The sequence below is a fragment of the Paeniclostridium hominis genome, assembly GCF_014306135.1.
GTDB classification, from domain to species: domain Bacteria; phylum Bacillota; class Clostridia; order Peptostreptococcales; family Peptostreptococcaceae; genus Paraclostridium; species Paraclostridium hominis.
This window is the reverse complement of the sequence record NZ_JACRWD010000001.1, coordinates 449,341-473,438: the sequence shown is the minus strand read 5'-3', so window position 1 is coordinate 473,438 and position 24,098 is coordinate 449,341. Positions and strand designations below refer to the sequence as shown.

Sequence of the window (24,098 nt, the reverse complement as noted above, 5' to 3'; positions counted from 1 at the left end):
TTAATCTTTACTGGATTTTTTTAAACTTGCAAAACTGTAACTTTATCGTAAGCCAAATCGATAGTTTCTAAACTTAACCTAATATAAAATAAAAATATATAAACAGTAATTATTTTATAATTATATAAGGGAGATGACAAAATGAAAATTTCAAAAAATAAGATAATATCATTAGTTCTAGGAGTTACAGTTTTAGCAGGTGGTTTCTTTTCATTTAAAGCTTTTATGGGTGAAAACTATCCATATAGACTGGTTTATATATCAGAACAAGGAAATCCTAATGAAAAATTACAAAAAGAAGCTATCAATAAAGTTTTTAAAGGTACAGATATGAAAGAAACTAACTTTGATATGCTTGAAGTAGATGATAAAGGTACTGTGGTTATTGACCAAACAGAGTACAATAAATTAGCTAAAGAGAAAAACCTTAAGGAAGTAAATCTTACAGATGATGAAACAATGATTATACCTAGATATGACGGTTTAAAGAACAAGAAATACTTAGATGAACAAAAAGAAAAAAAGGAATTTAAAGTAAAAGATATGACTTTAAAGGTAAAAGGCGTTCTTAATAATAAAATCCTAATTACAGGCCTTTTTAAGAATCAACTTGTAGTTAGCGACAAAACTTATGATAAAATATCTAAAAACAGTAAAACACTAGACATAAGTGGGTATAACTACGAAGCTAATCCAGATATTAAAAATAAAGTTGCAAGCTTATTTAAAAATAAGTTATTCTCAATAAGTGAAGGAGATAGATTATTTTATCTAATTGGAAAAGATAATTTAATAGAAAACTAATTGATATAAAAATTAATAAATAACTGTACTTTAAAGTACAGTTATTTTTATATTTATAATAAAATTTTATTTCACTTTGTATTTATTATATATAATTTTATAATTTAAAATCAAAGCAACTATCATAAATGGTACAAGTATTGCTAAAGTCAGACTTCCAAAATCTTCTTCTAATATTGGAATTAGTAAAAAAGATAACCCATAACAAATCCACATAATTCCATTAGCTTTATTGTATGCCTTAACATCACTTATTTCTTCACTACTTACAGTACTTCCCGCCCAAAAATACATAGGAGTTTTTCTTTTTAATGAATATATACCTAAACAAATAAAAATAAAAGTTACTGGCATAATACTTGTGTATACAATTAGTTTATCTTTAGGTTCATATAAAAATTTTTCCTCATTAACTTTTAAATTTTCTTTAATATTATATTTATTTATTAAATCATTATGAGTTTTTACTGTTTCATTGCTTTCTTTATCATTGTATATAACCATCTTTCCTTTACTTATAATTTTTATATATGGTTTACTTTTGTTGTAAACATATACAGATGCTTTTTTATCTGTATCTACCTGACAAATTGCTCTTGTATAAGTAAAAGTATTAGTTCCATTAATTTTATTTCCAATATTAACATCTTCTAAAAGCTTAACACTTTCAATATCTTCTATTTTTATTGACTCTCCATTAATTGTTATTTTATCTTCTTTAAACTTCATTTTATGACCTGTAGTATCTATATTTAAAAATACTACCAAAAATACAGTCATAACTATCATAATGCCTACTACTATTTTTTCAGCCTTATTCATATAGTATCTCCCTTTATATAATATTTTTAGTATATTATATCAGTTTGACTTTAATGTATATGTCGTTTTGTGTATTATATATAATAAAAAAATGAGGAACCTATTTATTCCTCATTTTTCATATATCTTTTTAGTTTATAATTTTTCAACTACAGAAAGATATAAATTAGCAAATTCTCTTTCATCTATAATTTCATAGTCAATATGCTTACCTAGTTCTTTAATCATATTTTCTTTACTTTTTTCAACAGCTTCAATTAACTCCTCTGTTAAAGTTCCAAGCATAACTAAATAAACAGTATTACTACTGTATTCTCTTAAACATCTTTCTAAATCTCTTATTGTATCTTCTACATTGATCTCTTCGCTATAATTTTTACAAATTACAGGAATTTCTATTGGTCTAGAATTTAATATAGGATTTTTAATTTCTAGTAACATATCCCAATCATCTTCAATTTCTCTAATTATAACATCAGCTCCATCTATAGCACTAAATACCTTTGAAACTAATATATCAAAATCTTTTGATTTCCAATCGTTAGCCAGCAATTTTACAACATCAGATACTAATTTTTCACGTGTTCTTTCAAGTTCTATTTGTAAAATAGATTTCACATTAAAATCTGGTTCTTCCCAAATTTTATGAACTATAAAATAATTTATTTCTTCTATAGTATCTTCATTGTATATTTCATAATGACTTCCTCTTTTTGTCATATCATGTTTAAATATTTTACTATTGTAATTTGAATCTATATTCACTTCATTGTTTGTTATAGGTTTACAATAAATTATATGATTAAAGTCATCTTGTTCTCCATCAAAATCATATATACTACCATTAACTTCAACTACTTTTACCACCATAAATTTACGAAGTGGTCTTTCTAATTGAACTATTAATATATCATCTTTTTTAAGTTTTTCTAGGATAAACTTAGCCTTTCTCCATGCTATTTTTTCTTCATCTGTTTTTTCTTCTTTATTTGCTAAAACTCTTAAATCATTCCCTTTTTTGCTCCATCCAAATCTCAATCTACCCTGTCTGATTTCATCAATCATCCAGTCTTTTTTACCACTGTTTAAAGCTAATATTTTGTAGTAATTTCCCATATCCATATCCCCTTTTATATGTATTTCTATTTACTTATAATAATATCACTTTATATTGATTTGAATATGGTTTTTAAAAATGTTCATTTTTTCAAAATTTTTTTATTATTATAATGATTCTCTATATATTTTTTAACAAGCTCCTTAGTTAAACTATTCTTAGTTAATATAACTTTTTATACAGTATCTATAATTATCTGTCTTCCTTGATTTTAACACTCTAATCTCTTTATACTATATCCCTTATTTTCTAAATTCTTTAAAATACTATACTTTCCAAAAAAGTGATATGTACCAATAGCTGCAGCATACCTTTTATTTTCCTTAGCAAGCTTATCTATCTTATCTGCAATATTTCTATTTCTTTCTTTGTTTATTTCGTTTTCTCCAATTGCTTCAGTTTCTAAAAAATAAGTTTCATCTCCTTTAATATAAGCGTCTACAATATTATTAAAGTGGTTTGTAGAATTTTTAAAAATAACATCCTTACTTTCAAAATTATTTACAAAAGATTTTAAATCTTTTTCATCAGATTCCAATACCATTGATTGTATTTTATGATTTTCTAATTCTATTACAACTTTACCCTTGGATTTATAATTGTTAATCAAAAAACCTTCCGTGCCTAATGTTTCCATGTTTGCTTCATTAGCAATCATTGCATTTACAACGTCTGAAAATCCTGAAGGAGTAAGATTTTTTACATCACCATAATTTATATCTAGTTCTTTAAGTATCTTATCAAACTTTTCTTTTTCTTTATTTGATAATAAATCTTTTATCTCCCCTTCTTTTAAATACATTTTTTCTTTTGCATCTTTAACTACTTCCTTTTCATTATTTTTATCTGTTACATCTACTTCAACCGCTAATGCCTCTGTTTCATTCATAATTTTATTTAATGTTTTATTCTCATAATTTACTCCACTTTTTCCAGGGTGTAGTGTTCCTATTAAATATATAGACTTTTTATCCTTACTAGCTTCCCATATAAATCCCTTAACTTTATTAGTACTTATAGCATTATAAAGTATAAATATAATAGCCAAACCTAACCCTATGCTAATAAATCTTTTTTTCATATCTCTTTATTTCCCCCCTATTTCTTCTTATTAAATTATAAATCAAAAGAAATAGATTCTCTATAAAAAAGTAAAATTAAAAACCCTAGGAAGTACTTTTATACCTAGGGTTTTTATATATTTTAACTAAGCTTCTTCTGATGATGAATCATCCTCATCCTCAACAAGACTACTTAACTTCTTATCAAATATGAATAATGCTGCAGCTGCAACAAACATTATAATTGGAATTGTAGTATAAACTTTAATCATATTAAATTGAAGAGTAAAGTCATAAATATATCCATATCCTTTACCAGCTAAGAAAGTGGCAAATGTCCATACTCCCATTAAAACAGCTAACATCTTTTTAGGTGCATACTTACTTACAAATGAATTTCCAAGTGGTGAGAAAAACATCTCTCCTAAACTTAAAAGCACTGCAAATCCAATTAACCAACCTATACTAGCTTTAAATGCCTCTGAAGCTCCTATTCCTCTTGAAAACTCGGCTCCAACAAGCATGAAAAATGAAAATCCTAAAAATATTAATCCAAAGGCAGTCTTTTTAAATAAACTCATATCCCCTTGCGGTCTTTTAGAAAGTTTTAACCAAAGTCCAGCAAGAACTGGTCCTAATGCTATACAAACTAAACCATTTAAAGAGTCAAACCAAACGATAGGAACTTCAAATCCTCCAATATTTAAATCCACATATAATTTACCATAATCATAAACTGCAAGATAAGCTAAATACCAAAATACCCAGAAAAGTACAGAAAATACAGATACAAGTATTATAGCCCAAACTCTTTTTTTCTCAATAATTGTTAAAGGAGTTTTGTCTTTAGTTTCAACTTTCTCAGCAACTACTCCTTCTTTGAATGGTCTTTTTCCTGCATTGCCTAAAAATCTCCATCCTATAATAAACCATATCCCACCTATTACACATAAAATTGATGCAACTAAAAAACATTGAGAAAATCCAAGCACTCCATTATGAGCAAATGTTTTCGCATATAATATACCAACTGCTGTAGTTCCTACAAAAGATCCTATATTAACAAAAGAATATTGTACTGAAAAGGCTGCATCTAGTTGTTCTTTATCATCAAATAATTGTCCAGCTACAGCTGAAACGTTGCCTTTAAAAAATGCAGTCCCAATTGAAACTAAAGCTATCATAATACCTATCATTAAAGTTGAATCAGCTATTGAACCTAAGTAATAGCCTATCGCCATAATAAACATTCCAAAAGGTATAGTATATCTAGCTCCTATCCATCTATCTGATATATACCCCCCAATTATTGGTGAAAGATATGTAAATGCAACAAGATCAGCTTGCATCTTTGCAGCTTCTCCTCTACTTATACCAAGACCTCCTGTTAGTACAGTTGCAGTAAGAAATGCATAAATTAAAAACTTTGAAGAATAATATGCTGCTCTCTCAAATGAGAAAGTTGTCGCACAAAAATAAAATCCTAAAGGAAATTTATTCTTCTTCTTTTCTACTGTTGTACTCATAACCCTAAACCCCTTTCGATTGTGATAGTAATTTTTATGTATATCATTATCCAAACTCTTTCTTGTGAAAGATATGGTGATATTTCTATAAATCGTTTTCTTTAAATATTTATATCCCTCTTTTTTATTTCTTCCCTCAAGGTAAATGGTAGCACAACGCATATTCACACGCAATACATTTTTAGAGTAATTTCGATATTATATGTTTTATTTCTACGAATTTTTACATAAACTTTATATTATAAAATAAAAAAATCTGTACCAAATTATATTTGATACAGATTATATATTTTAACTTAATTATCTATTATACCTCTGAGTAATTATACATTCTTTCATAAGCTAGTGCTAAAGTTATCATTATTTTAGGATATAATGCCATAATTACTGGTGTCATAATACCTAATAATATTAATATCATAGTATAATTTAGCGCATTAACTGCATGGTAAAAAATCAAAACTCCAAATAGTAATAATACTCCTTGTGGAATAAATCCAAACATTAACTTAAATGATTTAATTCTATTTTTTTTCATGACAGCCCTGTAAGTTTTAAATATATCTTTCTTATTAAAATTATTTTGATTATCTAATGCAATAAATGGAAGTATGAATGTTTCTGAGAAGATAATAACATTTATACTAAATATGAAAAATACAAGAAAAACAGTAGATATCAACATAAAGTAAAATTGTACTTTAAAAGAAGCACTACCACTATTACTTGAAATCTCTGCTAATAAACTAAATGCTCCCACAAAAACTATTGCAGAGATTAAGATTCTTATTAAATTTAAAACTATATACCATAAAGATTGAATTGCAAAACTTATCAATTTAGCAACTAAATATTTATCTATTAAGTTAAGTCTAGATTTTATTGATTCTTTATTAAAAGGTTCATTTCTTATCAAATCTAGCGATAAAGAGCACAATATAAAATCAGAAAATACAGTAACAATCATCAAACTTATTCCTATACTCATAATATCTAACAATTGCCTATATCCCATATATTCCCCACCATCTAACTTAATAGATTTCATTATAATGCCTACAATATTTTTTATTATTGGATTTAGTATAATAAATAATATTGCCATAAAAATCATCGTTATAAAAAATGTTTTATTTACTACATTTTTATTATTTTTTATTACTTCTTTCCCCTTTAAGCGTAATTCTTTATTTCCCATTTAAATCCCCCTCTAATTTACATTTATAATATATATAAATTATACCATTGCTTAATGTAAATTTATATTGGTATACATATTATCTACTCTTGGAGCTATAAAAATCACTTACAAAGAGAGCTTGACAAAAAATAATTTAGTTGTTAGTGTTATAATCACATTATATAAAATATTCAAAAATGGGGGAAATAATTGTGAAATTAACTAATATAGCAATTATAATAGGGATGCTACTTTTAAGTTCAACAGGCTGTACTCAAAGTAATCAACTTGGTGATAAATCAAAAGTAACTATATCTGATAATACTAGAAAAACTGTAAAAAAAGATATACAAGTTCTAGAGGTTAAAGTTGACTTAAAGCAACAAAATAAAAAAGATTCAAATACTACCTCTTATTTGCAAGAAGAAGTTAAAGGTGGTTTAGATTTAGGTACAAAAAAGACTTTTAATATAGATTTAAAAAAAGGAGAGTCTTTAAGAATTGATACAAAAATAGAATATCCAATTACAGTTATGTTAAAAGATAATTCTACAGGAGAATATGTATATAATAATACCCAAACACCTAAAGAAAATTCTATATTTATTGATAGTGTTGATAATGACGGTAATTATGAATTAATGGTAGACTTTAATGAAATAAAGAAATTTAATTTTAGTTTGTATATAGTTAATTAATAAAAAAAGAAATATTAATCTTTAATACTTCTTTTTTCATTAATTAAATTTAAAACAGGCACTAAAATACTTAAATTATGGACTAAGATTATTTAATATTAATCCATTAATATCTCTAAAAACTTTTCTTTATTATTTAAAAATGAATGTGTAATTTGATAATGTTCTGTTTCTTCATATTCAACTTCATTTATTCTATCATCCTTTATTTCATAGATAACCGCATCAGGATATGCCATTAAAATAGGTGAATGAGTAGCTATTATAAACTGACAATTTAAATCTACCAACTCTTTAATCCTTGTTAGCATAGCCATTTGTCTTGATGGAGATAATGCCGCCTCAGGTTCATCTAAAATATAAATACCTCTTTCTCCAAACTTATTTAAAAATATAGAAAAAAATGACTCTCCATGTGATTGTTCATGAAGAGATACACCTCCATAAGAATCTATAATTCTCCTTCCAAGTACCTCTTTATCTAGCTCGTCTATATTTGATGCCAAATTATAAGTAGTTTCTGCTCTTAAGAAAAATCCATCTCTTGGCTTTTTAATTCCCTTTACCACATTTATGTATTCATTTAAATTTGAATGACTATCCTTAGTTGAAAAATTAAAGTTTTTAGTCCCTCCCTCTGGGTTAAATCCATAAGCAACTGCGACAGCTTCTAACAAAGTAGACTTACCTGTTCCATTTTCCCCAACTATAAAAGTTACATTATTATGAAAATCTAATTTATTTAATCCTTTCATAACAGGTAAATCAAATGGATACTGATTTGTATTCGTAATACTCTCTCTATCTAAAGTTATATATCTTATGTACTGATTTATTTTATCACCGTTCATATATCCTACCTCCTAATTTACCCTATATAATATTATTATATATACATATTATAATCCATAGTAATGTATTGTATAATTATATTAGAGTAAATGATTCAAAATCAAAGACATTTAAACTAGAAAACTAATATTTTTTATATATAAAGGGGTGTATAAAATGGGAAATAGTGAAACTTGTCCAAAATGTGGTTGTACAGAAATAGCAGAAGGCAAACAAAATGGTTATGCAAGAATATATCCAGTGGATAATATATTTGGAATGGGCTCAAATGTAATATATGAGATATGTACTAATTGTGGTTATATATTATGTATGCGAGTTGAAAAACCTGGCAGATTTAAATAAAACTAAGAAAAGTCTACTAATTTAATTAGTAGACTTTCACTATAAAGTTTCTACATTTATTTAAAACAAAGTAAAAATGCTAACCGAAGTTAGCGAAGGATGAATATATAAGTTGAAGCGACATTTACAAGCATCTTTTTAGCTTGTATGGAGCAAAACTTATATATTCATCCAAGCGCCCCTCAATTAGCATTATATACAATGTTTTAATTCATGATCATATCCATCATTTAAATTTAAACTTTCCATAGATTTTGCACTAACAACATCAACACCAGTTCCTAAAACATCCTTAACAATAACATCTCCAACACTAACTGGAGCATTAACCTCAACATTATCTAAAAGCTTCATAATATCAAACATAAGCTCCTTAGGAACAGAATCATTAGTCTTAACAGGAAGTAAATTTAAATAACCTCCATTTAACTTAACAGTAGTAGTTATAACCCTTCTAGGATTTGTAACTTCCTCTACTCCATATTTAGCTCCTCTTTTACAAGTATTTCCTTCAACTTTATATTCACCATCAACTTTACTAACAACTAAAGAACATCCCATTGGACAAACAGTACAAGTAATATTTCTCATGACTAAGCCTCCTCAACACTTACAGTTATATTTCCTTTAATATCCTTAAATAAATCTTTACTAATTTTTATATTTTCCATCTCTGAAGGTATCATATGAAGTCTTTTCTTTTCTAAAATTACCTTGTCATCACTTCTTACAACTAACTTTTTATTTTTATAAATTTGTCTAACTCTCATAAATAAGTTAACATCTTCATTATTATCCACGTTTACACTTTGTGGAACTATATATATAATTCCTTCTCCTGCAACAGTTTTTACTTCATTACCTTTATTTAGCTTATTTAAAGAATAAAGTGCTGCATTTTTACCTGCTATTTTACTTTCTTTAGTAACAAAGTCTACTAAATCATGAACATGAACAACATTACCACAAGCAAACACTCCATCTACATTAGTAGCCATAGAATTATTAACTATAGGTCCACTAGTTTTTTTATCTAAATTAACACCAGCTTCAACACTTAACTCATTTTCTGGTATAAGTCCTACTGATAAAAGCACTGTATCGCAACTTATGTATTCTTCTGTTCCTTTTATAGGATTTCTATTTTCATCTAACTTACAAAGAGTAACTCCTTTAACTCTTTCTTTTCCATCTATGTGAGTTATTCCAGTGCTTAGCATTAAAGGTATATCAAAATCATCTAAACACTGAACTATATTTCTAGTTAAACCACTTGAATGTGGATTTATTTCAACTACAGCTTTTACCTTAGCTCCTTCAAGTGTCATACGTCTTGCCATTATAAGACCTATATCACCAGAACCATATATAACTATTTCTTTTCCTACCATATAACCTTCCATATTAGAAAGTCTTTGAGCTGCACCTGCATTATAAACTCCTGCTGGTCTATACCCTGGTATGTCTATTGCTCCTCTTGTTCTTTCTCTACATCCCATAGCTAAAACTATTGCATCTGCTTTTATATTTATAATTCCTTCTTCACCTAAAGCTTCTATAGTCTTATCTTCACTTATATTTAAAACCATTGTATTTAACATATAGTCTATTTTTTCTTCTTTAACCATTTCAATAAATTTATGAGCATACTCAGGTCCTGTTAATTCTTCTTTAAATTCATGTAATCCAAAACCATTGTGTATACATTGGTTAAGTATACCGCCTAGTTCTCTATCCCTTTCTATTATAAGTACATCTTTTGCACCATTTCTCTTAGCTTCAACTGCTGCACCTAAACCTGCAGGTCCTCCTCCAACAACTACAACATTATATTTCAACTAACTCACCTCTTAATTCTTTTGATTTTCCTACTACTGCATTAGAGTTTTCATAGTCTTTTAATACATCTTCAACATCTATATTAAGTTCCCTAGCTAATATTTCTATTACCTTAGGTCCACAAAATCCACCTTGGCATCTTCCCATACCTGGTCTTACTCTTCTTTTAACTCCATCAACTGTTCTAGCTCCACATAGTGAATTTATTGCATCTACAATTTCACCTTCTGTTACGCTTTCACATCTACAAACTATTTTTTTGTATCTTGGGTCTTTTTTCATTATTTCTTCTTTTTCTTGTGGGCTCATTTTTATAAAAGGTTTGTTTTTCTTTCTTTTTGGTTTAAAGTTTAATTTTTCATTTAAATTTAAACCTTCTTCTTTAAGAATTTCTACAACGTATTTTGCAACTGCTGGTGCTGATGCAAGACCTGGTGATTCTATACCACCGACGTTTATAAAGTTTTTACATTTATCTGAAGCAAATATCATGAAATCCCCTGTATTTGGAGTTGCTCTAAGACCTGCAAAACTTGTTATTGTTTTTCTAAAATCTATATTTTCTATAGTTTTTCTTGAACTGTTTACTATTTCACTTATTCCTTCTCTTGATGTTGATATATCTTCTTTGTCATCAACAACTGTAGCGTTTGGTCCAACTAATAAATTTCCATGTACAGTTTGAGTAACTAAAACACCTTTTCCTTTTTCACTTGGACATTGGAATAAAACATGATTTGCAATTTTACCTTCACTCTTATCTAATATCTTATATTCACCTTTTCTAGGTATTATAAAGTATTCATCTCCACCTATCATGTTATTTATTTTATCAGCATACACTCCTGCTGCATTTATAACGTACTTAGCTTTTATATCATCTTTATTTTTTATTTTTATATTAAAATAATCATCTATCTTTTCTATATCTACAACTTCTGATTCTAGTTTTAAATCTACTCCGTTTAACATAGCGTTTTCCATAAGCGCTATATTTAAATTGAAAGGACAAACAATTCCTGCACTTTCACAAAGTAGAGCCCCAACCACATCTTTATTAACATTAGGTTCAATCTCTATTACTTCTTCACGGTTTAATATTTTAAGTCCTGTTGCTTTATTTTCAAGTCCTCTTTCATATAAAGCTTTTACATGTTCCATTTCTTCATCATCAAATGCTAAAACTAAAGAACCTATTTGTTTAAAATCTACATCTAAATCATCACATAAATCTTTGTATAAACTATTTCCTTTAACATTTAGTTTAGCTTTTAAGCTACCAACTTTCGCATCATATCCACCATGTACTATAGCACTGTTTGATTTAGTAGTTCCTTGGCAAACTTCAACACCTTTTTCTATTACTACAGTTTTCAAATTATATTTTGATAATTCCCTTGCTATAGAACTACCACTTATACCTGCACCGATTATTGCTATATCATACATAATTTTGCCTCCTTGAAAAAAAATAGAGAGACCCCCCCTATACATTGTATAGAAGGCTCTCTCATCTCTTAGCCATAATATTTCATTTTTAATCTTTTTAAATCGTTTTCCTAACTTGTAACTCTATTGTATCATAAACAATTTTATTTGTCATTAATTTTTTACACTTGCTAATTCTTTTTCAAATTCTTCATCTTCTTTAGCCCATAAAAGTGATCTTTCTACTGCCCTTTTCCATCCTTTATATAGTACTTTTCTCTTTTCTTCACTCATATGTGGTTCAAATTCTCTTTCTATTGTTACAGATTTCTTTATATCTTCCTTATCTTTATAAAATCCTACAGCAAGTCCTGCAAGATATGCTGCTCCCATTGCAGTAGTTTCAAGTACTTTAGGTCTATTTATGTTAACATTTAGTATATCTGATTGAAATTGCATCAAGAAGTTATTAGCACTAGCTCCACCATCAACTTTAAGATTTTTTAAGTTAAGACCTGAATCTTCTTGCATAGCATTTAATACATCTTTAACTTGATATGCAATTGACTCTAATGTAGCACGAACTAAGTGAGCTCTATTTGCCCCACGAGTAAGACCCATAATACATCCTCTAGCATACATATCCCAATAAGGAGCTCCAAGTCCTGCAAAAGCTGGTACTACATATACACCATTAGTATCTCCTATACTTTGAGAATAAAACTCACTTTGCTGAGCATCAAATAAAATTCTAAGTTCATCTCTTAACCATTGTATAGCTGCTCCTCCTATGAATATACTACCTTCAAGTGCATACTCAACTTTTCCATCTACACCCCAAGCTATAGTTGTTAATAATCCATTTTTAGATTCAACTATTTTTTCTCCTGTATTCATAAGCATAAAGCAACCTGTTCCGTAAGTGTTTTTAGCACACCCTTCTTCAAAACAAGTTTGACCAAATAAGGCAGCTTGTTGGTCTCCTGCACATCCTGCTATAGGAATTTGAGCTCCTGCTAACATATGTTCATCAGTATGTCCATATATATAACTAGATGGTTTTACATCTGGTAACATACTCTTTGGTATATCTAGTATTTCTAATATTTCATCATCCCATTTTAATTCTTTTATGTTGTATAACATAGTTCTTGCTGCATTTGAATAATCAGTTACATGGACTTTACCACGAGTTAAATTCCATATTAACCAAGTATCTACTGTTCCAAATAATAACTCTCCATTTTCAGCTTTTTCTCTGGCACCTTCAACATTATCAAGTATCCATTTTATTTTAGTTCCTGAAAAATACGCATCAAGTATTAATCCTGTTTTTTCTTTTATTTTTTCTTTATATCCCTTAGCTTCTAACTCATCACATATTTGAGATGTTCTTCTGCATTGCCAAACAATTGCATTATATACTGGTTTTCCTGTACTTTTTTCCCAAACTATAGTTGTCTCTCTTTGATTTGTTATACCAATTCCACAAACTTGTTCTGGCTTTATACCGTTAGTTTCTAAAACTTCTCTCATTACACCACTTTGACTACCCCATATTTCCATAGGATTGTGTTCTACCCATCCTGGTTTTGGATAAAATTGAGTAAACTCTTTTTGTGATGTTGCAACTAAATTACCTTCCTTGTCAAATAATATAGCTCTTGAACTTGTAGTTCCTTGATCTAATGCCATCATATATTCTTTCATATTGTTTGCCTCCAATGATTATTTATTTAAACTTTGATGATATATATTCTATTTCATGTATCTTTTTATTCCTTTATCAAATACAAAACCTGCTAAAACTGCTCCTATTATCGGTCCAACTATTGGTACCCAAAAATACATATTAGGTCCTAGTGCACCACTTTTCCAACCTGCTATAACTGCAAATAATTTTGGTCCAAAGTCTCTTGCTGGGTTCATAGCAAATCCTGTTAAAACTCCAAAGCTAGCTCCTATTATAGCTATAGTTATACCTATAAAAACTGGTGCTAAATTTGACATAGGTTTATTTGAGTTTTTCTCTTCTCCTACTGCTAGTATTACAATTACCAATAGCATAGTTATAAACGTTTCTACAAGTAGTGCATCAAATGAATTTAATGCTGCATTTGGATATGTAGAAAATATTGAAGCTGTTTTAAGTCCATCTGCACCTGCTCTTACTATGTTATGAGTGCTTTCAAATGATGTAAACAACTTATTAAACAATAAATAAACTGTTGCTGCTCCTGCAAAACAACCTAATATTTGAGATATGATATATGGAATTATCTTATTTTTTGGAAAATCCCTATGTACTGCTAATGCAATAGTTACAGCTGGATTTATATGAGTTCCTGATACAGCTCCAGTTACATATATGGCTATTGTAACTGCTAGTCCCCAAATTATACCTATTTCCCACTGTGAAACACTTGCTCCACTTAAAACCATAGATGCTACTGCTCCACATCCTATAAATATTAATATCCATGATCCAATAAATTCAGATATACACTCTCCTAGTAGTGTCTTCTTCAACTCAAATTCCCCCTTTGATATTTACCTTTAGCTAATTAGTTAAAAAAACAGAGAGCACCTATAGTTTTATAGGGCTCTCTTGTCTCTAGCCAGTATTAATTTAATTAAATGCTATCACGAAAACATTTTCCAGTCAATAAGATAACTTGTTAGATATTTAATAAACTAATTTTTTATAATATTTAATTTTTATTATGTTTTTAAATTACCATATATCAACATCTGTAGTAGATATAGCCATTGCTCCTGACGCTAATCCATTTATTATTTCTTCTTTGCTATCTATAAGTCCACCGCATATTATAGGTATGTTTGGATATGTTTTATTCATTTTTTTAATTACTTTTTGAATTACTCCAGGCATGACTTCAATTGCATCAGGTTTTACCTTTCTTAAACTTTCAATTGCATTTTCAAGTGACATTGAATCTATAAAGAAAAATCTTTGGACAACTTTTAAATCTAGCTCTATTGCTCTTTTTACTATATTTGTCTTAGTAGTTATAATTCCATCTAAGTTTAATTCTTTTTTCATATAATCTACAGCTATAGGACTTGATGATATTCCCGTAATCATATCAATATGTACAAATACTTTTTTATTATGCTTATGTAAAAATTCTATTTTATCCTTTAAACTAAGAATATCTTCATTTAATAAAAATACAATATCTCCATCCGAATTTGCAACATCTTCAAGGTGCTCATCATTTTTTATTGCACAAATTATAGGATTTAATTCTAATAAGTCTTTCATATATGCCTCCACCTTTTGCTTTTTTAAATTAATTATATCACTTTTTTTAAGTAAACTAAAATCGATTTCATTGTTATATTTTTGCCATAGTGCATATTTAAAGTTATTACAAATATTTCACATTAATTTGTTATTTTTTTATTTATTTAATTTATCATAAAATTATTAACTAAATATTAATAATAATTTTAAAATAAAATCAATTTAAATATAGATTAATCTTAAGCTATAAGTTAAAATAAAAAGAAATTTAATAATTTAAAAATAAGATATATAAAGGGGATAAACTATATGAAAATTTTTAAATTTAAGGTAATATTACCATTAATAATAATTGTATTATCATTAGGATTTGTTGGGTGTGAAAAAACTGAAAATTCTAAAGAAGATTCTAATGAATCAAAAATAAGTGTGGATAAACTTTTAGAGTATAAAGATTCTTATGTAGGAAATAACTCAGCTATAGGTAATATTATTTCAAACTTACCTGCTAATATATACAATAAAAAATTTGAGTTACAAACAAAGTCAAAACCTTATGAAATAAACATAGATTATAAAGACTTTGAAGATACATATGTTAAATTTGAAGATAATACATCTATAACAATTCCTTTTTCTGAAGCAATTAAAAAAAATGCTATGATTTTACTTTCACTTGTTAAAAATGTAGATATAATTAATTTTAATTTTGATAATGGAACAGGTATTACATATAAAAGAGATGAGTTAATCGATGCTCATAAGAATGAGTATGGAGTTAATTTAGAAAAAATAACACAGGATAAATCATCATTAGAAAACTTTATAAAAAGCGATATAAATTAATATAAGCCACTATGTAAAAATAGTGGCTTATTACTATTTTACTAAATCAAATTTCATTTGTTGGTCATATAATAAATTCATACTATTATCTGTATATGTTGATACTTTTTTTATATATTTTATTTTAGAAGTATTTTTTTTAGAATTTCCTATATCAAATATAGTTGTATGTCTACCTGTATGTCTATCTAAAGATTCTTTTAAATGTATATCAAATTGTATTTCCTTATCATTTTCGTCAAAGAAATATAAATGAGGGTAACCTCGTACTACACCATCTTTATAATAAGTGTATCTTATTTCTTTATCTGTAATTTTAATATCTTCTATAACTACTTTTCCATATTTGCTAGTTTCAAATACTATTGGCAAATTGTCTATACCTTGAGTTTTTAACATCTTATCTTTTGTATTCTCATCATAAGATATAGGTACTAAAGTCAATGATTTTGTATCTTTGTCTGCTTTTAAGAATTCGTATGAATTAGTTGCTATTCCAGTTCTAGGGTCAACTCCAGTCTCTCCTTTATCTAATACATCTAAAGCTTTGCCATTTTCATCAAATAATGCAAACCTATTTCCCATAATAGGTTCCCAGTATTCAAAAGATTTATTAATTTTTTCATTAATTAATATCTTATTAGCTAATGGAGATATAATCACTTTTTCTATATTTACTTTATGTTTTACATTTATCTTCTTACCCTCATAATCAAGAGTTTCCTTAAATTTAAAATTCTTATTTACTTTATAATTATGAGTTTTAGAAATAGATTTTGTTTTATCTATTTTAGTAGATATTTTCCAATTACCCTCTTCTTCAAATATTTCGTTTACATGAAATTCAATTTCTTCATTATTTTTTATATCTGTATAACTTACATCTATTTTTTGAATTCCTTTTAACTCCTTATCTGATATATAGGTTGCTTCTTTCTCTATAAATCCGTCTGGTATTATATTCTTACCACCTATATATGCAGTGCATATAGTTGGACTTGCAAAGTAAGGTTCTTTATAATGTTCATTTATTTCTTTTATATTTTTATCACTTTTTACAGTATAAAATACAGTTATGTAATTATCATCAACAGATACACTATCTATTGTAAATTCTATTCCTTTATCATTTACAGTTAAGTTTAAATCCTTGCCTAAGTTTTCTAAATCAGCTTTGTCAGATTTGTATAAAGATTTTTCATTATGACTAAAATAATCTACTATTTCTTGTATCATAGGTATTGAATCCGCTATAGCAGGATTTGTTAAACTTACTCCGATTACCCCTGTCCCAATTATTAAACTTGTAAATGATGCAATCATTATCTTTTTATACTTTCTTTTCTTCTTATAATCTATACCTTTTTTTATTGCCTTCTTAGTTAATTCATCTATACTCTCTGGAATCTTTATCTCATCAAATTTACTCATTATTTTTCCTCCTTCAATATATCATATAACTTTTTCTTAGCTCTTCTTATATATGATTTAGCTGTATTTTCATTACATTCCATAATTTGTGCAATTTGCGATATAGTCAAGTCTTGAAAGTATTGAAGTATTACTGGAGTTTTATATTTTTCTTCTAAAGAATCTATTGCATCATATAAATCTATATTTTCTTCTATATTTGAATAAGAAATTTCTCCTATAAAATCTTCTACTTGTTCATCTTGAAACTTACTATAATGTCTATGTTTTATATTTACATTGTTAATAAGTATCTTTGTTAGCCAAGTTTTAAAGAAATTGGGATTTCTTACCTTTGAAATATTTATGTATGCCTTATATACTGTTTCTTGATAAATATCAAGTGCATCATGTTCATTTTTAACATATAAAAATGCAGTTTTATAAAGGTATTCCTTATATGTATTTATAAGTTTTCCAAAAGATTCATCGCACCCCTCTTGTGCTTTATTCACTAATTCATATTCCCTATATTCTTCTTTCTTTTTATTTAAAAATCTTATTTTCTTAATAGCTATGTTTTCAATCATTTTATCCTCCCCCATAACCACGATTACATATATTAGATTCATAAAGCACTTATATAGTTGCAAAGTTTTATTATTTTTTTACATAAAAATAAACTCTATTTAAATAGAGTTCATTTTTATCTTTGGCTATACAATTTTAATAAAGTTTTATAAATTCTTCAAGTAATGTGCTAGCATTTTTTGCTGCTATTGGTAAAAACTCTTCATATGATAAATCAGCTTCTCCATTAGCTTTATCTGATATTGAACGAAGTATTACAAAAGGTACTTTATTTAAATAAGCAACTTGTGCCATTGAAGCTCCTTCCATTTCAACTGCTGCTACATCACCAAAGTTTTTCTTAATTTTTTTAGCTACTTCACCACCAGCTACAAACTGATCCCCTGAAGCAACACGGCCTTTAGTTATATGTATATCAGAAACATTTTCAGCTGCCTTTTTAGCAGTATCTATCATATTCTTATCTGCTTTAAAGAATGTAACCCCAAGTCTTGAAATCTCTCCTAATGGATCTCCAAAAACTGTTGTGTCAAAGTCATGTTGAACTGCATCCGTAGATATTACTATATCCCCTTGATTTAGCTTTGAATCCATAGTTCCCGCAACACCTGAGTTTACAAGAGCATCTACATTAAACTTATCTATTAATATTTGAGTACATGCTGCCATGTTTACTTTTCCAACTCCTGAACGAACTAATACTATGTTTTTACCATCCATTGTACCATTATAAAATTCCATCCCAGCAACATTTACTGTTTCTTTTATATCCATTTTCTTTTTTAGTATTTCTACTTCTTCTTCCATCGCCCCGATTACACCTAATACTTTTTCGTCTTTTACCTGTGCTTTTGATTCACACGCCACAAGCATTGTAACTGATAATCCCAATACCGCACACATCACTAATAATTTTTTCATAATATGAAACCACCTTCTTGTCAATTAACGAACATTAATCCGTCTTCTTTATTTTTCGTACCTTACATTAACATTTATATCATATGCGTTCGTATATATCAATAACATTTTTTAATTTTTTTATATTTTAGTTCGTATTTTATGTGAAATTATAATATCTTGTATTATATTTTTAATTACGTATATCCTATTTTATAAACCCAATAAATGAAATGATGTATTCTATGAGTAAATTAATAAATCAAAATGCAAAACAAGCTTTAAATATGCTAAAGATGGAAATTGCCAATGAACAAGGATACAACTATAATCCAGTTAGTGATAAAATTGAAAGTAACGCTCCTCAAAATACGCTAGAAGGAATATCAAAAAATGTTCTTGCTGGGGAGCAGGTTGGAGGAGCTATGACTAAATCGTTAGTTTCTAAAGGTGAAGAAATTCTTTTACAAATGTATAATAATAAATAAATTTACTTTTAAATTTATACAATTTGCAATCACCAGTACAAAAATGATTAAACTACCTATTATAATCATTACATCCTAGATTCTTACTTTAAAATAATACTTAAGAAAAGTTACTTATACCCAATAAATTGCTATAATCCAATTTAATAAAATAAAAAACAGGAACAGCTATTGCTGTTCCTGTCCTTAACAGAAAACAAACTCAACACAGAAAGGAATCTGTATTAAAATTTGTTTTTAGTATATCATAATAATCTTGAATTTTCAATTATATTCCATAAATGTAATCACTAAAAAAATGCTATATTTTTAATTACTAAAATATAAATCTCAATGACAATATTTCTTTCTATAGTAAAAGTAGAATAAAATTTATACTAATTGTCAAAGTTTAGGTAATATGGAATTTTTTTATTTTGATATAATATTTAATATAAAATACATACTAACTTTATAAAAGGAGGAAATATAATTGAACGATATTTTTAAAAAGGAATACAAAATAAATATTTTTAATGTTGACTCTGAACATAAATGCAAATTTTCATCCTTAGTTGATTTCTTGTGGGATGTAGTTATATCTCAATCTGATTATTTAGGAGAAACTAAAGGAGGATTTGTTCAAAATCAATGTATTTGGGTACTTTTAAAGTATGATATAACTATATATGAATACCCTAAATTTAGAGATACAATAACTGTTGATACCAAAGTATTAGGTTCAAAAAAGTTTTATGGTTATAGACAAAATACTATAAGAAATTCTGAAGGAAAAGTTATAGGTGAAGCTTTTTCAACAGCTATACTAATAGACTTTGAAAAAAGACGTCCTATGAGAATATCCTCTACTCAAAGTGAAATATACGGACTTAATGGAGAATTAGCTGAAGTACCTACTTTAGATGATCTACCTAAAATTCAAAAAGAGGATTATAAAAAATATTATCCTGTTAGATATAGTGATATAGATTCTAATGGTCATGTTAATAATGTAAAATACATGGAAATGGCAGTAGATACTTTACCAAGATATATTTTAAATGAATATAATTTATTTAATATTAAAGTACTATTTAAAAAAGAAACAACTGATGGAGATACATTACATATTTCATCTGAAGTAATTGATAATGAAAGTGGTGATATTACTACAATTCATAATATTACAAGTAACAATGGAAATCTTCTTACAAAATTGCAATTTATATGGAAGAAAAAATAAAAAAGTTTTATCTACTAAATTAAAAATATAATTATATATTTAATTAACAGTGATAAAAGAAATCGCTGTTAAACTTTCTTGTGATAGATAAAACTAAAGTGTACCTATAACAAATCCAACTAACATATATTATTTATTAATTATTGGTTAAAATAAAATAAGTATTAAATATTTTGGATAAAGGAGATATTGTATATGGAATTCTTACATGGTCAAGAAACTCTTAGCATAATTGGCTGGATACTTCGTGCTGTCATTGCTTTTTTCTTTTTGCTAGCTATTGCAAAACTATTAGGGCAACGTTCCATTTCTCAACTAAGACTACTTGATTTTGCTATTACTTTAGTAATTGGAAATATTATTGCCCATCCGTTATCTGATGAAAAACTTGGATTAGAAGGATCAATAATTACAACTCTTGTATTAGTTGTACTATATGTTAGTGGAGTATTTATCATTTTTAAATTTCCATCCCTTAGAAAACTTGTTAGTAATTCTCCAATTACAGTTATTCAAAATGGTGAAATACTTTATAATGGTTTAAAAAAAGCAAGAATATCAATTGATGTGTTATTAGAAGAGTTACGCGAAGAAAAAGTAGATGATGTGAAAAAGGTAGCATTAGCAACATGGGAACCTGATGGTAAGATTTCTGTTTTCCTACATCCAGAATATGAACCAATTACTCCTTCATCTTTGGGTATAAAAATAGAACCTTTTGACTTTTCAAAAACAATTATTAAAGAAGGTAAAATTAATTTCAATGAACTAAAAGCACTTCATAAAGATGAAAGTTGGGTTATTTCCAAATTAGAAAATTTATATCAAACCGAGGTAAGAAACGTCTTGCTTGCCACACTTGATAGTAAAGATAACATAAAAGTTTTTTTATATAAATAATTCATCGAGGCATAAACATATCTACTTGTGTAAAGATTAGTTTAAGCCTCTTTTATTCTAAAATTCACTTTAAATTATTCAAGGCTAATCACTTAAAATATATTCTTTGGTTGGCTTTTTAGCAAAATTATAATTATTTACGAGTTAATTTCCTTTTGTAAAAATAAGCTAACTTCTTTTGGATTTTTCAATACTACTATCTTATCTTTAAATTCTTGTTCTATGTTTTTATAATGATTACTCTTTTCTTTAGTACGCCCTTCATGAAGAATCCACCAAATAAATTCTAAATCCATTTTCTCTATACATCCCTTAGCCATATCTTCACGAGTTGTGTTTTTATTCTTAAAATATCTTTTTAATGCTCTATACATGCAAATTCTCCGTGGAAAATTAAGAAAAATTATTTTATCAGCTTGTTCTAATCTTTCTCTTTGATAAAATCCACTATAATTTCCATCAATTACCCAGGAGTCATTTTTCATAAAATCCCAAACTATCAAACGACCTTCATCTTTATCACGCATAACCCAATTAGGTAAAAAATTCACTGTATCAAGAAATAAAACGGGTATATTATAATGTTTTGCAAGTTGTCTAGAAAGTGTTGATTTTCCACTTCCGCTATATCCAATTATTGCAATCTTCATTTTAACCCCCTCCATATTAATCTAATCAGATTTAATTATCTATATATAATCTTATTAATAAAGTAGTTACTATTATCATAACGCCTATACTATATATAGTAATTCAATTACCTCTTTAATACATCTATATAAATACCTATCGATAAAAATAGCCTCAAAATTAACTATAACAGTTATCTTGAGACTATTTTTTTATCTTATAAAGATATTACCATATTCATAAGTTTATTGTTTCTCTTTATAAACTCATCTAATTCCTTAGCATCTAATTCTTTATTAGCAAGTAAAGCTATATCTACTATTTGATTACAAATTAAAGATAATTCTTCTTTTTTACTTTCATCATCTTTTAAATTAATAAGCTTTTTAATTATTGGACTATTGTCATTTATAACTAAAGTTTTTTCTTCTTCAAAACTCATTCCAAAGTCCATTCCAGCAAATTGAGACTTCATTTCAGACATTCTTCTTGATTGTTCTGATACTAAAATTATAGCTGTAGTATCTTCACTTTTTAAACTCTCTACTGAGTATGCTTTAACTTTATCTTTAACTAAATCTTTAAATAAGTTTTCTATAGCAGTTTTTTCTTCTTTGTTTTCATCATCTTTTTTATCTTTTAAAACATCAGATAAATCAGCATCTATTCTATTGAAAGTAACTCCCTGGTTTTTAAATTCAATAAATGATACAAAGTGATTATCTATACTAGAATCTAGTACCACTGCATCAAGTCCATAATCTTTAAATAGTTTTATATATTGAGATTGTTGCTCTTCATCACTTACATAGAACACTTTATTTTCATGTTTTTCTTTACAGTTTTCTAAATAATCATTAAGAGTTACATATTCATTATTTATAGTTTTAAATAATATAATATCTTTTATTTTATCATAGAATCCTTCATCTTTTAAGCATCCAAATTTAATGAATACTTGTATGTCATCCCAGAATTTTTCATAGTTTTCTTTTTCATTTTTGTATAGTGATTTTAATTTATCTGCAACTTTTTTAACTATATGCTTAGAAATTTTACTTACATCTTTATCATTTTGTAAGAAACTTCTAGATACATTTAATGGTAAGTCTGGGCAGTCTATTACACCTTTAAGTAATAGTAAAAACTCTGGTATAACTTCTTTTATATTATCTGCAACGAATACTTGGTTGTTATATAATTTCACCTTACCTTCTATAAGCTCAAACTCATTTTTTAGTTTAGGGAAGTATAATATTCCTTTTAAGTTAAATGGATAATCTACATTTAGATGTATCCAAAATAGTGGTTCATCAAATGTTTTAAATACTTTTTTATAAAACTCTTTGTATTCTTCATCAGTACAATCTTTTGGTGATTTTAACCATAAAGGTTTTGTATCATTTAAAGGTTTTATATCTTCATCTTTTTCTTCTTTATCACTAACTTTTAAGTATATATCTACTGGTAAGAATGAACAGTATTTGTCTATTGTATCTCTTACTGTATACTCACCTAAGAACTCTTTGCTTTCATCATCTAAAAATAGAGTTATAGTTGTTCCTCTTGTTTTTCTTGTATCACTTAAACCTATTTCATACTCTGTTTGACCTTCACTTATCCATCTTACAGCATCATTATTTTCTTTGTATGATAGTGTGTCAATTTGAACTTTTTTAGCTACCATGAAAGCTGAGTAAAACCCTAGTCCAAAGTGTCCTATTATATCACTTTCTTCACTTATTTTGTCTTTATATTTATTAACAAAATCTTCAGCTCCCGAAAAAGCTACTTGGTTTATATATTTTTGAACTTCTTCTTCAGTCATACCTATACCATTATCTTCAAATATAAGTGCTGAGTTTTCTTTATCTATAGTTACAGTTATTTTATATTCTTGATCTTTATTATTTTCTATTTCCCCTAAAGAAACTAATTTCTTGTATTTGTTTATTGCATCACAGCCATTACTTATAAGTTCTCTTATAAATATATCTTTATCAGAATATAACCATTTTTTTATTATTGGAAATATATTTTCTGTATGTATTGATATGTTTCCTTTTTTATTTTCCATTTTATCTCCTCCTAAGTTTACCTTTTTAAAATAGATATCGGGATAAAATTGTCCCCCATATTTATTATTGTAGCACCTTCATTAGCACTGTCAA

At 27.1% G+C, this 24,098-nt stretch carries 24 protein-coding genes; 7 read left to right on the top strand and 17 right to left on the bottom strand.

The window, feature by feature from the left end:
- The first annotated feature begins 141 nt into the window (after positions 1–141).
- The gene (locus H8891_RS02280) at positions 142–804 is read left to right on the top strand and encodes a hypothetical protein (RefSeq protein ID WP_187005015.1); all 663 of its coding nucleotides are present in this window, start codon (positions 142–144) and stop codon (positions 802–804) included.
- 66 nt (positions 805–870) lie between these two features.
- Here H8891_RS02280 and H8891_RS15115 read toward each other — a convergent pair whose 3' ends face one another.
- The 5 genes from H8891_RS15115 to H8891_RS02255 form a co-directional block, all read right to left on the bottom strand.
- Complete coding sequence (locus tag H8891_RS15115; RefSeq protein WP_207723531.1) at positions 871–1,626, bottom strand: hypothetical protein; 756 nt, start codon at positions 1,624–1,626, stop codon at positions 871–873.
- A 135-nt stretch (positions 1,627–1,761) separates the two neighbouring features.
- Positions 1,762–2,742 carry a hypothetical protein gene (locus tag H8891_RS02270; protein WP_187005014.1) on the bottom strand — a complete coding sequence of 327 codons (981 nt, stop codon included), beginning with the start codon at positions 2,740–2,742 and terminating at the stop codon, positions 1,762–1,764.
- A 212-nt stretch (positions 2,743–2,954) separates the two neighbouring features.
- Positions 2,955–3,824: a TraB/GumN family protein gene (locus H8891_RS02265; RefSeq protein ID WP_187005013.1), complete on the bottom strand. Its 870-nt coding sequence runs from the start codon at positions 3,822–3,824 to the stop codon at positions 2,955–2,957.
- Between the two features lie 126 nt (positions 3,825–3,950).
- Positions 3,951–5,330 (bottom strand): peptide MFS transporter, encoded by a 1,380-nt coding sequence (locus tag H8891_RS02260; protein ID WP_187005012.1) that lies wholly within the window; start codon positions 5,328–5,330, stop codon positions 3,951–3,953.
- 307 nt (positions 5,331–5,637) lie between these two features.
- Positions 5,638–6,528 carry a hypothetical protein gene (locus H8891_RS02255; protein ID WP_187005011.1) on the bottom strand — a complete coding sequence of 297 codons (891 nt, stop codon included), beginning with the start codon at positions 6,526–6,528 and terminating at the stop codon, positions 5,638–5,640.
- A 194-nt stretch (positions 6,529–6,722) separates the two neighbouring features.
- Here H8891_RS02255 and H8891_RS02250 point away from each other — a divergent pair, with 194 nt between their 5' ends.
- Positions 6,723–7,208: a hypothetical protein gene (locus tag H8891_RS02250; protein ID WP_187005010.1), complete on the top strand. Its 486-nt coding sequence runs from the start codon at positions 6,723–6,725 to the stop codon at positions 7,206–7,208.
- Between the two features lie 98 nt (positions 7,209–7,306).
- Here H8891_RS02250 and H8891_RS02245 read toward each other — a convergent pair whose 3' ends face one another.
- Positions 7,307–8,059: an AAA family ATPase gene (locus tag H8891_RS02245; protein WP_187005009.1), complete on the bottom strand. Its 753-nt coding sequence runs from the start codon at positions 8,057–8,059 to the stop codon at positions 7,307–7,309.
- 157 nt (positions 8,060–8,216) lie between these two features.
- Between H8891_RS02245 and H8891_RS02240 the strand changes: the two genes are divergently transcribed.
- Positions 8,217–8,405 (top strand): transcription initiation factor TFIIIB, encoded by a 189-nt coding sequence (locus tag H8891_RS02240; protein ID WP_187005008.1) that lies wholly within the window; start codon positions 8,217–8,219, stop codon positions 8,403–8,405.
- A gap of 192 nt (positions 8,406–8,597) precedes the next feature.
- On the opposite strand, the gene H8891_RS02235 is transcribed toward H8891_RS02240, so the two are convergent.
- The 6 genes from H8891_RS02235 to H8891_RS02210 form a co-directional block, all read right to left on the bottom strand.
- Positions 8,598–8,996 (bottom strand): DUF1667 domain-containing protein, encoded by a 399-nt coding sequence (locus H8891_RS02235; protein WP_187005007.1) that lies wholly within the window; start codon positions 8,994–8,996, stop codon positions 8,598–8,600.
- A 2-nt stretch (positions 8,997–8,998) separates the two neighbouring features.
- Positions 8,999–10,243 (bottom strand): NAD(P)/FAD-dependent oxidoreductase, encoded by a 1,245-nt coding sequence (locus H8891_RS02230; protein ID WP_187005006.1) that lies wholly within the window; start codon positions 10,241–10,243, stop codon positions 8,999–9,001.
- A complete protein-coding gene (locus tag H8891_RS02225; RefSeq protein ID WP_187005005.1) occupies positions 10,233–11,693 on the bottom strand; it encodes an NAD(P)/FAD-dependent oxidoreductase in 1,461 nt (486 codons plus the stop codon). The genes H8891_RS02230 and H8891_RS02225 overlap by 11 nt, the downstream gene beginning before the upstream one ends.
- Positions 11,694–11,846: 153 nt before the next feature.
- Positions 11,847–13,382, bottom strand: coding sequence for a glycerol kinase GlpK (gene glpK, locus H8891_RS02220; RefSeq protein WP_187005004.1), 1,536 nt, complete (start codon positions 13,380–13,382; stop codon positions 11,847–11,849).
- Positions 13,383–13,430: 48 nt separating this feature from the next.
- Positions 13,431–14,201, bottom strand: a complete 771-nt coding sequence (locus H8891_RS02215; RefSeq protein WP_187005003.1) for an MIP/aquaporin family protein — start codon at positions 14,199–14,201, stop codon at positions 13,431–13,433.
- A gap of 205 nt (positions 14,202–14,406) precedes the next feature.
- Positions 14,407–14,958 carry a glycerol-3-phosphate responsive antiterminator gene (locus tag H8891_RS02210; RefSeq protein WP_187005002.1) on the bottom strand — a complete coding sequence of 184 codons (552 nt, stop codon included), beginning with the start codon at positions 14,956–14,958 and terminating at the stop codon, positions 14,407–14,409.
- Between the two features lie 291 nt (positions 14,959–15,249).
- Between H8891_RS02210 and H8891_RS02205 the strand changes: the two genes are divergently transcribed.
- Positions 15,250–15,786, top strand: a complete 537-nt coding sequence (locus H8891_RS02205) for a DUF4825 domain-containing protein (RefSeq protein WP_187005001.1) — start codon at positions 15,250–15,252, stop codon at positions 15,784–15,786.
- Positions 15,787–15,819: 33 nt separating this feature from the next.
- Here the strand turns inward: H8891_RS02205 and H8891_RS02200 are convergent, their stop codons facing one another.
- The 3 genes from H8891_RS02200 to H8891_RS02190 all read right to left on the bottom strand — a co-directional run bounded on the left by H8891_RS02200 (position 15,820) and on the right by H8891_RS02190 (position 18,708).
- Complete coding sequence (locus H8891_RS02200; RefSeq protein ID WP_187005000.1) at positions 15,820–17,217, bottom strand: DUF4179 domain-containing protein; 1,398 nt, start codon at positions 17,215–17,217, stop codon at positions 15,820–15,822.
- The gene (locus H8891_RS02195; protein ID WP_187004999.1) at positions 17,217–17,786 is read right to left on the bottom strand and encodes a sigma-70 family RNA polymerase sigma factor; all 570 of its coding nucleotides are present in this window, start codon (positions 17,784–17,786) and stop codon (positions 17,217–17,219) included. Before H8891_RS02195 ends, H8891_RS02200 begins: the two co-directional genes overlap by 1 nt.
- 136 nt (positions 17,787–17,922) lie before the next feature.
- The gene (locus tag H8891_RS02190; RefSeq protein ID WP_330604944.1) at positions 17,923–18,708 is read right to left on the bottom strand and encodes a 5'-methylthioadenosine/adenosylhomocysteine nucleosidase; all 786 of its coding nucleotides are present in this window, start codon (positions 18,706–18,708) and stop codon (positions 17,923–17,925) included.
- 224 nt (positions 18,709–18,932) lie between these two features.
- Between H8891_RS02190 and H8891_RS02185 the strand changes: the two genes are divergently transcribed.
- The 3 genes from H8891_RS02185 (at position 18,933) to H8891_RS02175 (ending at position 21,297) form a co-directional block, all read left to right on the top strand.
- The gene (locus tag H8891_RS02185) at positions 18,933–19,175 is read left to right on the top strand and encodes a small, acid-soluble spore protein, alpha/beta type (RefSeq protein WP_243207745.1); all 243 of its coding nucleotides are present in this window, start codon (positions 18,933–18,935) and stop codon (positions 19,173–19,175) included.
- Between the two features lie 472 nt (positions 19,176–19,647).
- On the top strand, positions 19,648–20,397 hold the full coding sequence (locus tag H8891_RS02180) for an acyl-[acyl-carrier-protein] thioesterase (protein WP_187004997.1): 750 nt from the start codon (positions 19,648–19,650) through the stop codon (positions 20,395–20,397).
- Between the two features lie 195 nt (positions 20,398–20,592).
- Positions 20,593–21,297 carry a DUF421 domain-containing protein gene (locus H8891_RS02175; protein ID WP_187004996.1) on the top strand — a complete coding sequence of 235 codons (705 nt, stop codon included), beginning with the start codon at positions 20,593–20,595 and terminating at the stop codon, positions 21,295–21,297.
- A 137-nt stretch (positions 21,298–21,434) separates the two neighbouring features.
- Here H8891_RS02175 and H8891_RS02170 read toward each other — a convergent pair whose 3' ends face one another.
- Together H8891_RS02170 and htpG are read right to left on the bottom strand one after the other, a co-directional pair.
- On the bottom strand, positions 21,435–21,947 hold the full coding sequence (locus tag H8891_RS02170; protein ID WP_187004995.1) for a DNA topology modulation protein: 513 nt from the start codon (positions 21,945–21,947) through the stop codon (positions 21,435–21,437).
- A gap of 197 nt (positions 21,948–22,144) precedes the next feature.
- Positions 22,145–24,004 carry a molecular chaperone HtpG gene (gene htpG, locus H8891_RS02165; RefSeq protein WP_187004994.1) on the bottom strand — a complete coding sequence of 620 codons (1,860 nt, stop codon included), beginning with the start codon at positions 24,002–24,004 and terminating at the stop codon, positions 22,145–22,147.
- Positions 24,005–24,098: the final 94 nt, after the last annotated feature.

Bases quoted from the DNA above. Each gene is read 5' to 3' on its own strand.
- H8891_RS02280 (WP_187005015.1), top strand. From the start codon at position 142: ATGAAAATTTCAAAAAATAAGATAATATCATTAGTTCTAGGAGTTACA.
- H8891_RS15115 (WP_207723531.1), bottom strand. From the start codon at position 1,626: ATGAATAAGGCTGAAAAAATAGTAGTAGGCATTATGATAGTTATGACT.
- H8891_RS02270 (WP_187005014.1), bottom strand. From the start codon at position 2,742: ATGGGAAATTACTACAAAATATTAGCTTTAAACAGTGGTAAAAAAGAC.
- H8891_RS02265 (WP_187005013.1), bottom strand. From the start codon at position 3,824: ATGAAAAAAAGATTTATTAGCATAGGGTTAGGTTTGGCTATTATATTT.
- H8891_RS02260 (WP_187005012.1), bottom strand. From the start codon at position 5,330: ATGAGTACAACAGTAGAAAAGAAGAAGAATAAATTTCCTTTAGGATTT.
- H8891_RS02255 (WP_187005011.1), bottom strand. From the start codon at position 6,528: ATGGGAAATAAAGAATTACGCTTAAAGGGGAAAGAAGTAATAAAAAAT.
- H8891_RS02245 (WP_187005009.1), bottom strand. From the start codon at position 8,059: ATGAACGGTGATAAAATAAATCAGTACATAAGATATATAACTTTAGAT.
- H8891_RS02240 (WP_187005008.1), top strand. From the start codon at position 8,217: ATGGGAAATAGTGAAACTTGTCCAAAATGTGGTTGTACAGAAATAGCA.
- H8891_RS02235 (WP_187005007.1), bottom strand. From the start codon at position 8,996: ATGAGAAATATTACTTGTACTGTTTGTCCAATGGGATGTTCTTTAGTT.
- H8891_RS02225 (WP_187005005.1), bottom strand. From the start codon at position 11,693: ATGTATGATATAGCAATAATCGGTGCAGGTATAAGTGGTAGTTCTATA.
- glpK (WP_187005004.1), bottom strand. From the start codon at position 13,382: ATGAAAGAATATATGATGGCATTAGATCAAGGAACTACAAGTTCAAGA.
- H8891_RS02210 (WP_187005002.1), bottom strand. From the start codon at position 14,958: ATGAAAGACTTATTAGAATTAAATCCTATAATTTGTGCAATAAAAAAT.
- H8891_RS02205 (WP_187005001.1), top strand. From the start codon at position 15,250: ATGAAAATTTTTAAATTTAAGGTAATATTACCATTAATAATAATTGTA.
- H8891_RS02200 (WP_187005000.1), bottom strand. From the start codon at position 17,217: ATGAGTAAATTTGATGAGATAAAGATTCCAGAGAGTATAGATGAATTA.
- H8891_RS02195 (WP_187004999.1), bottom strand. From the start codon at position 17,786: ATGATTGAAAACATAGCTATTAAGAAAATAAGATTTTTAAATAAAAAG.
- H8891_RS02190 (WP_330604944.1), bottom strand. From the start codon at position 18,708: ATGAAAAAATTATTAGTGATGTGTGCGGTATTGGGATTATCAGTTACA.
- H8891_RS02185 (WP_243207745.1), top strand. From the start codon at position 18,933: ATGAGTAAATTAATAAATCAAAATGCAAAACAAGCTTTAAATATGCTA.
- H8891_RS02175 (WP_187004996.1), top strand. From the start codon at position 20,593: ATGGAATTCTTACATGGTCAAGAAACTCTTAGCATAATTGGCTGGATA.
- H8891_RS02170 (WP_187004995.1), bottom strand. From the start codon at position 21,947: ATGAAGATTGCAATAATTGGATATAGCGGAAGTGGAAAATCAACACTT.
- htpG (WP_187004994.1), bottom strand. From the start codon at position 24,004: ATGGAAAATAAAAAAGGAAACATATCAATACATACAGAAAATATATTT.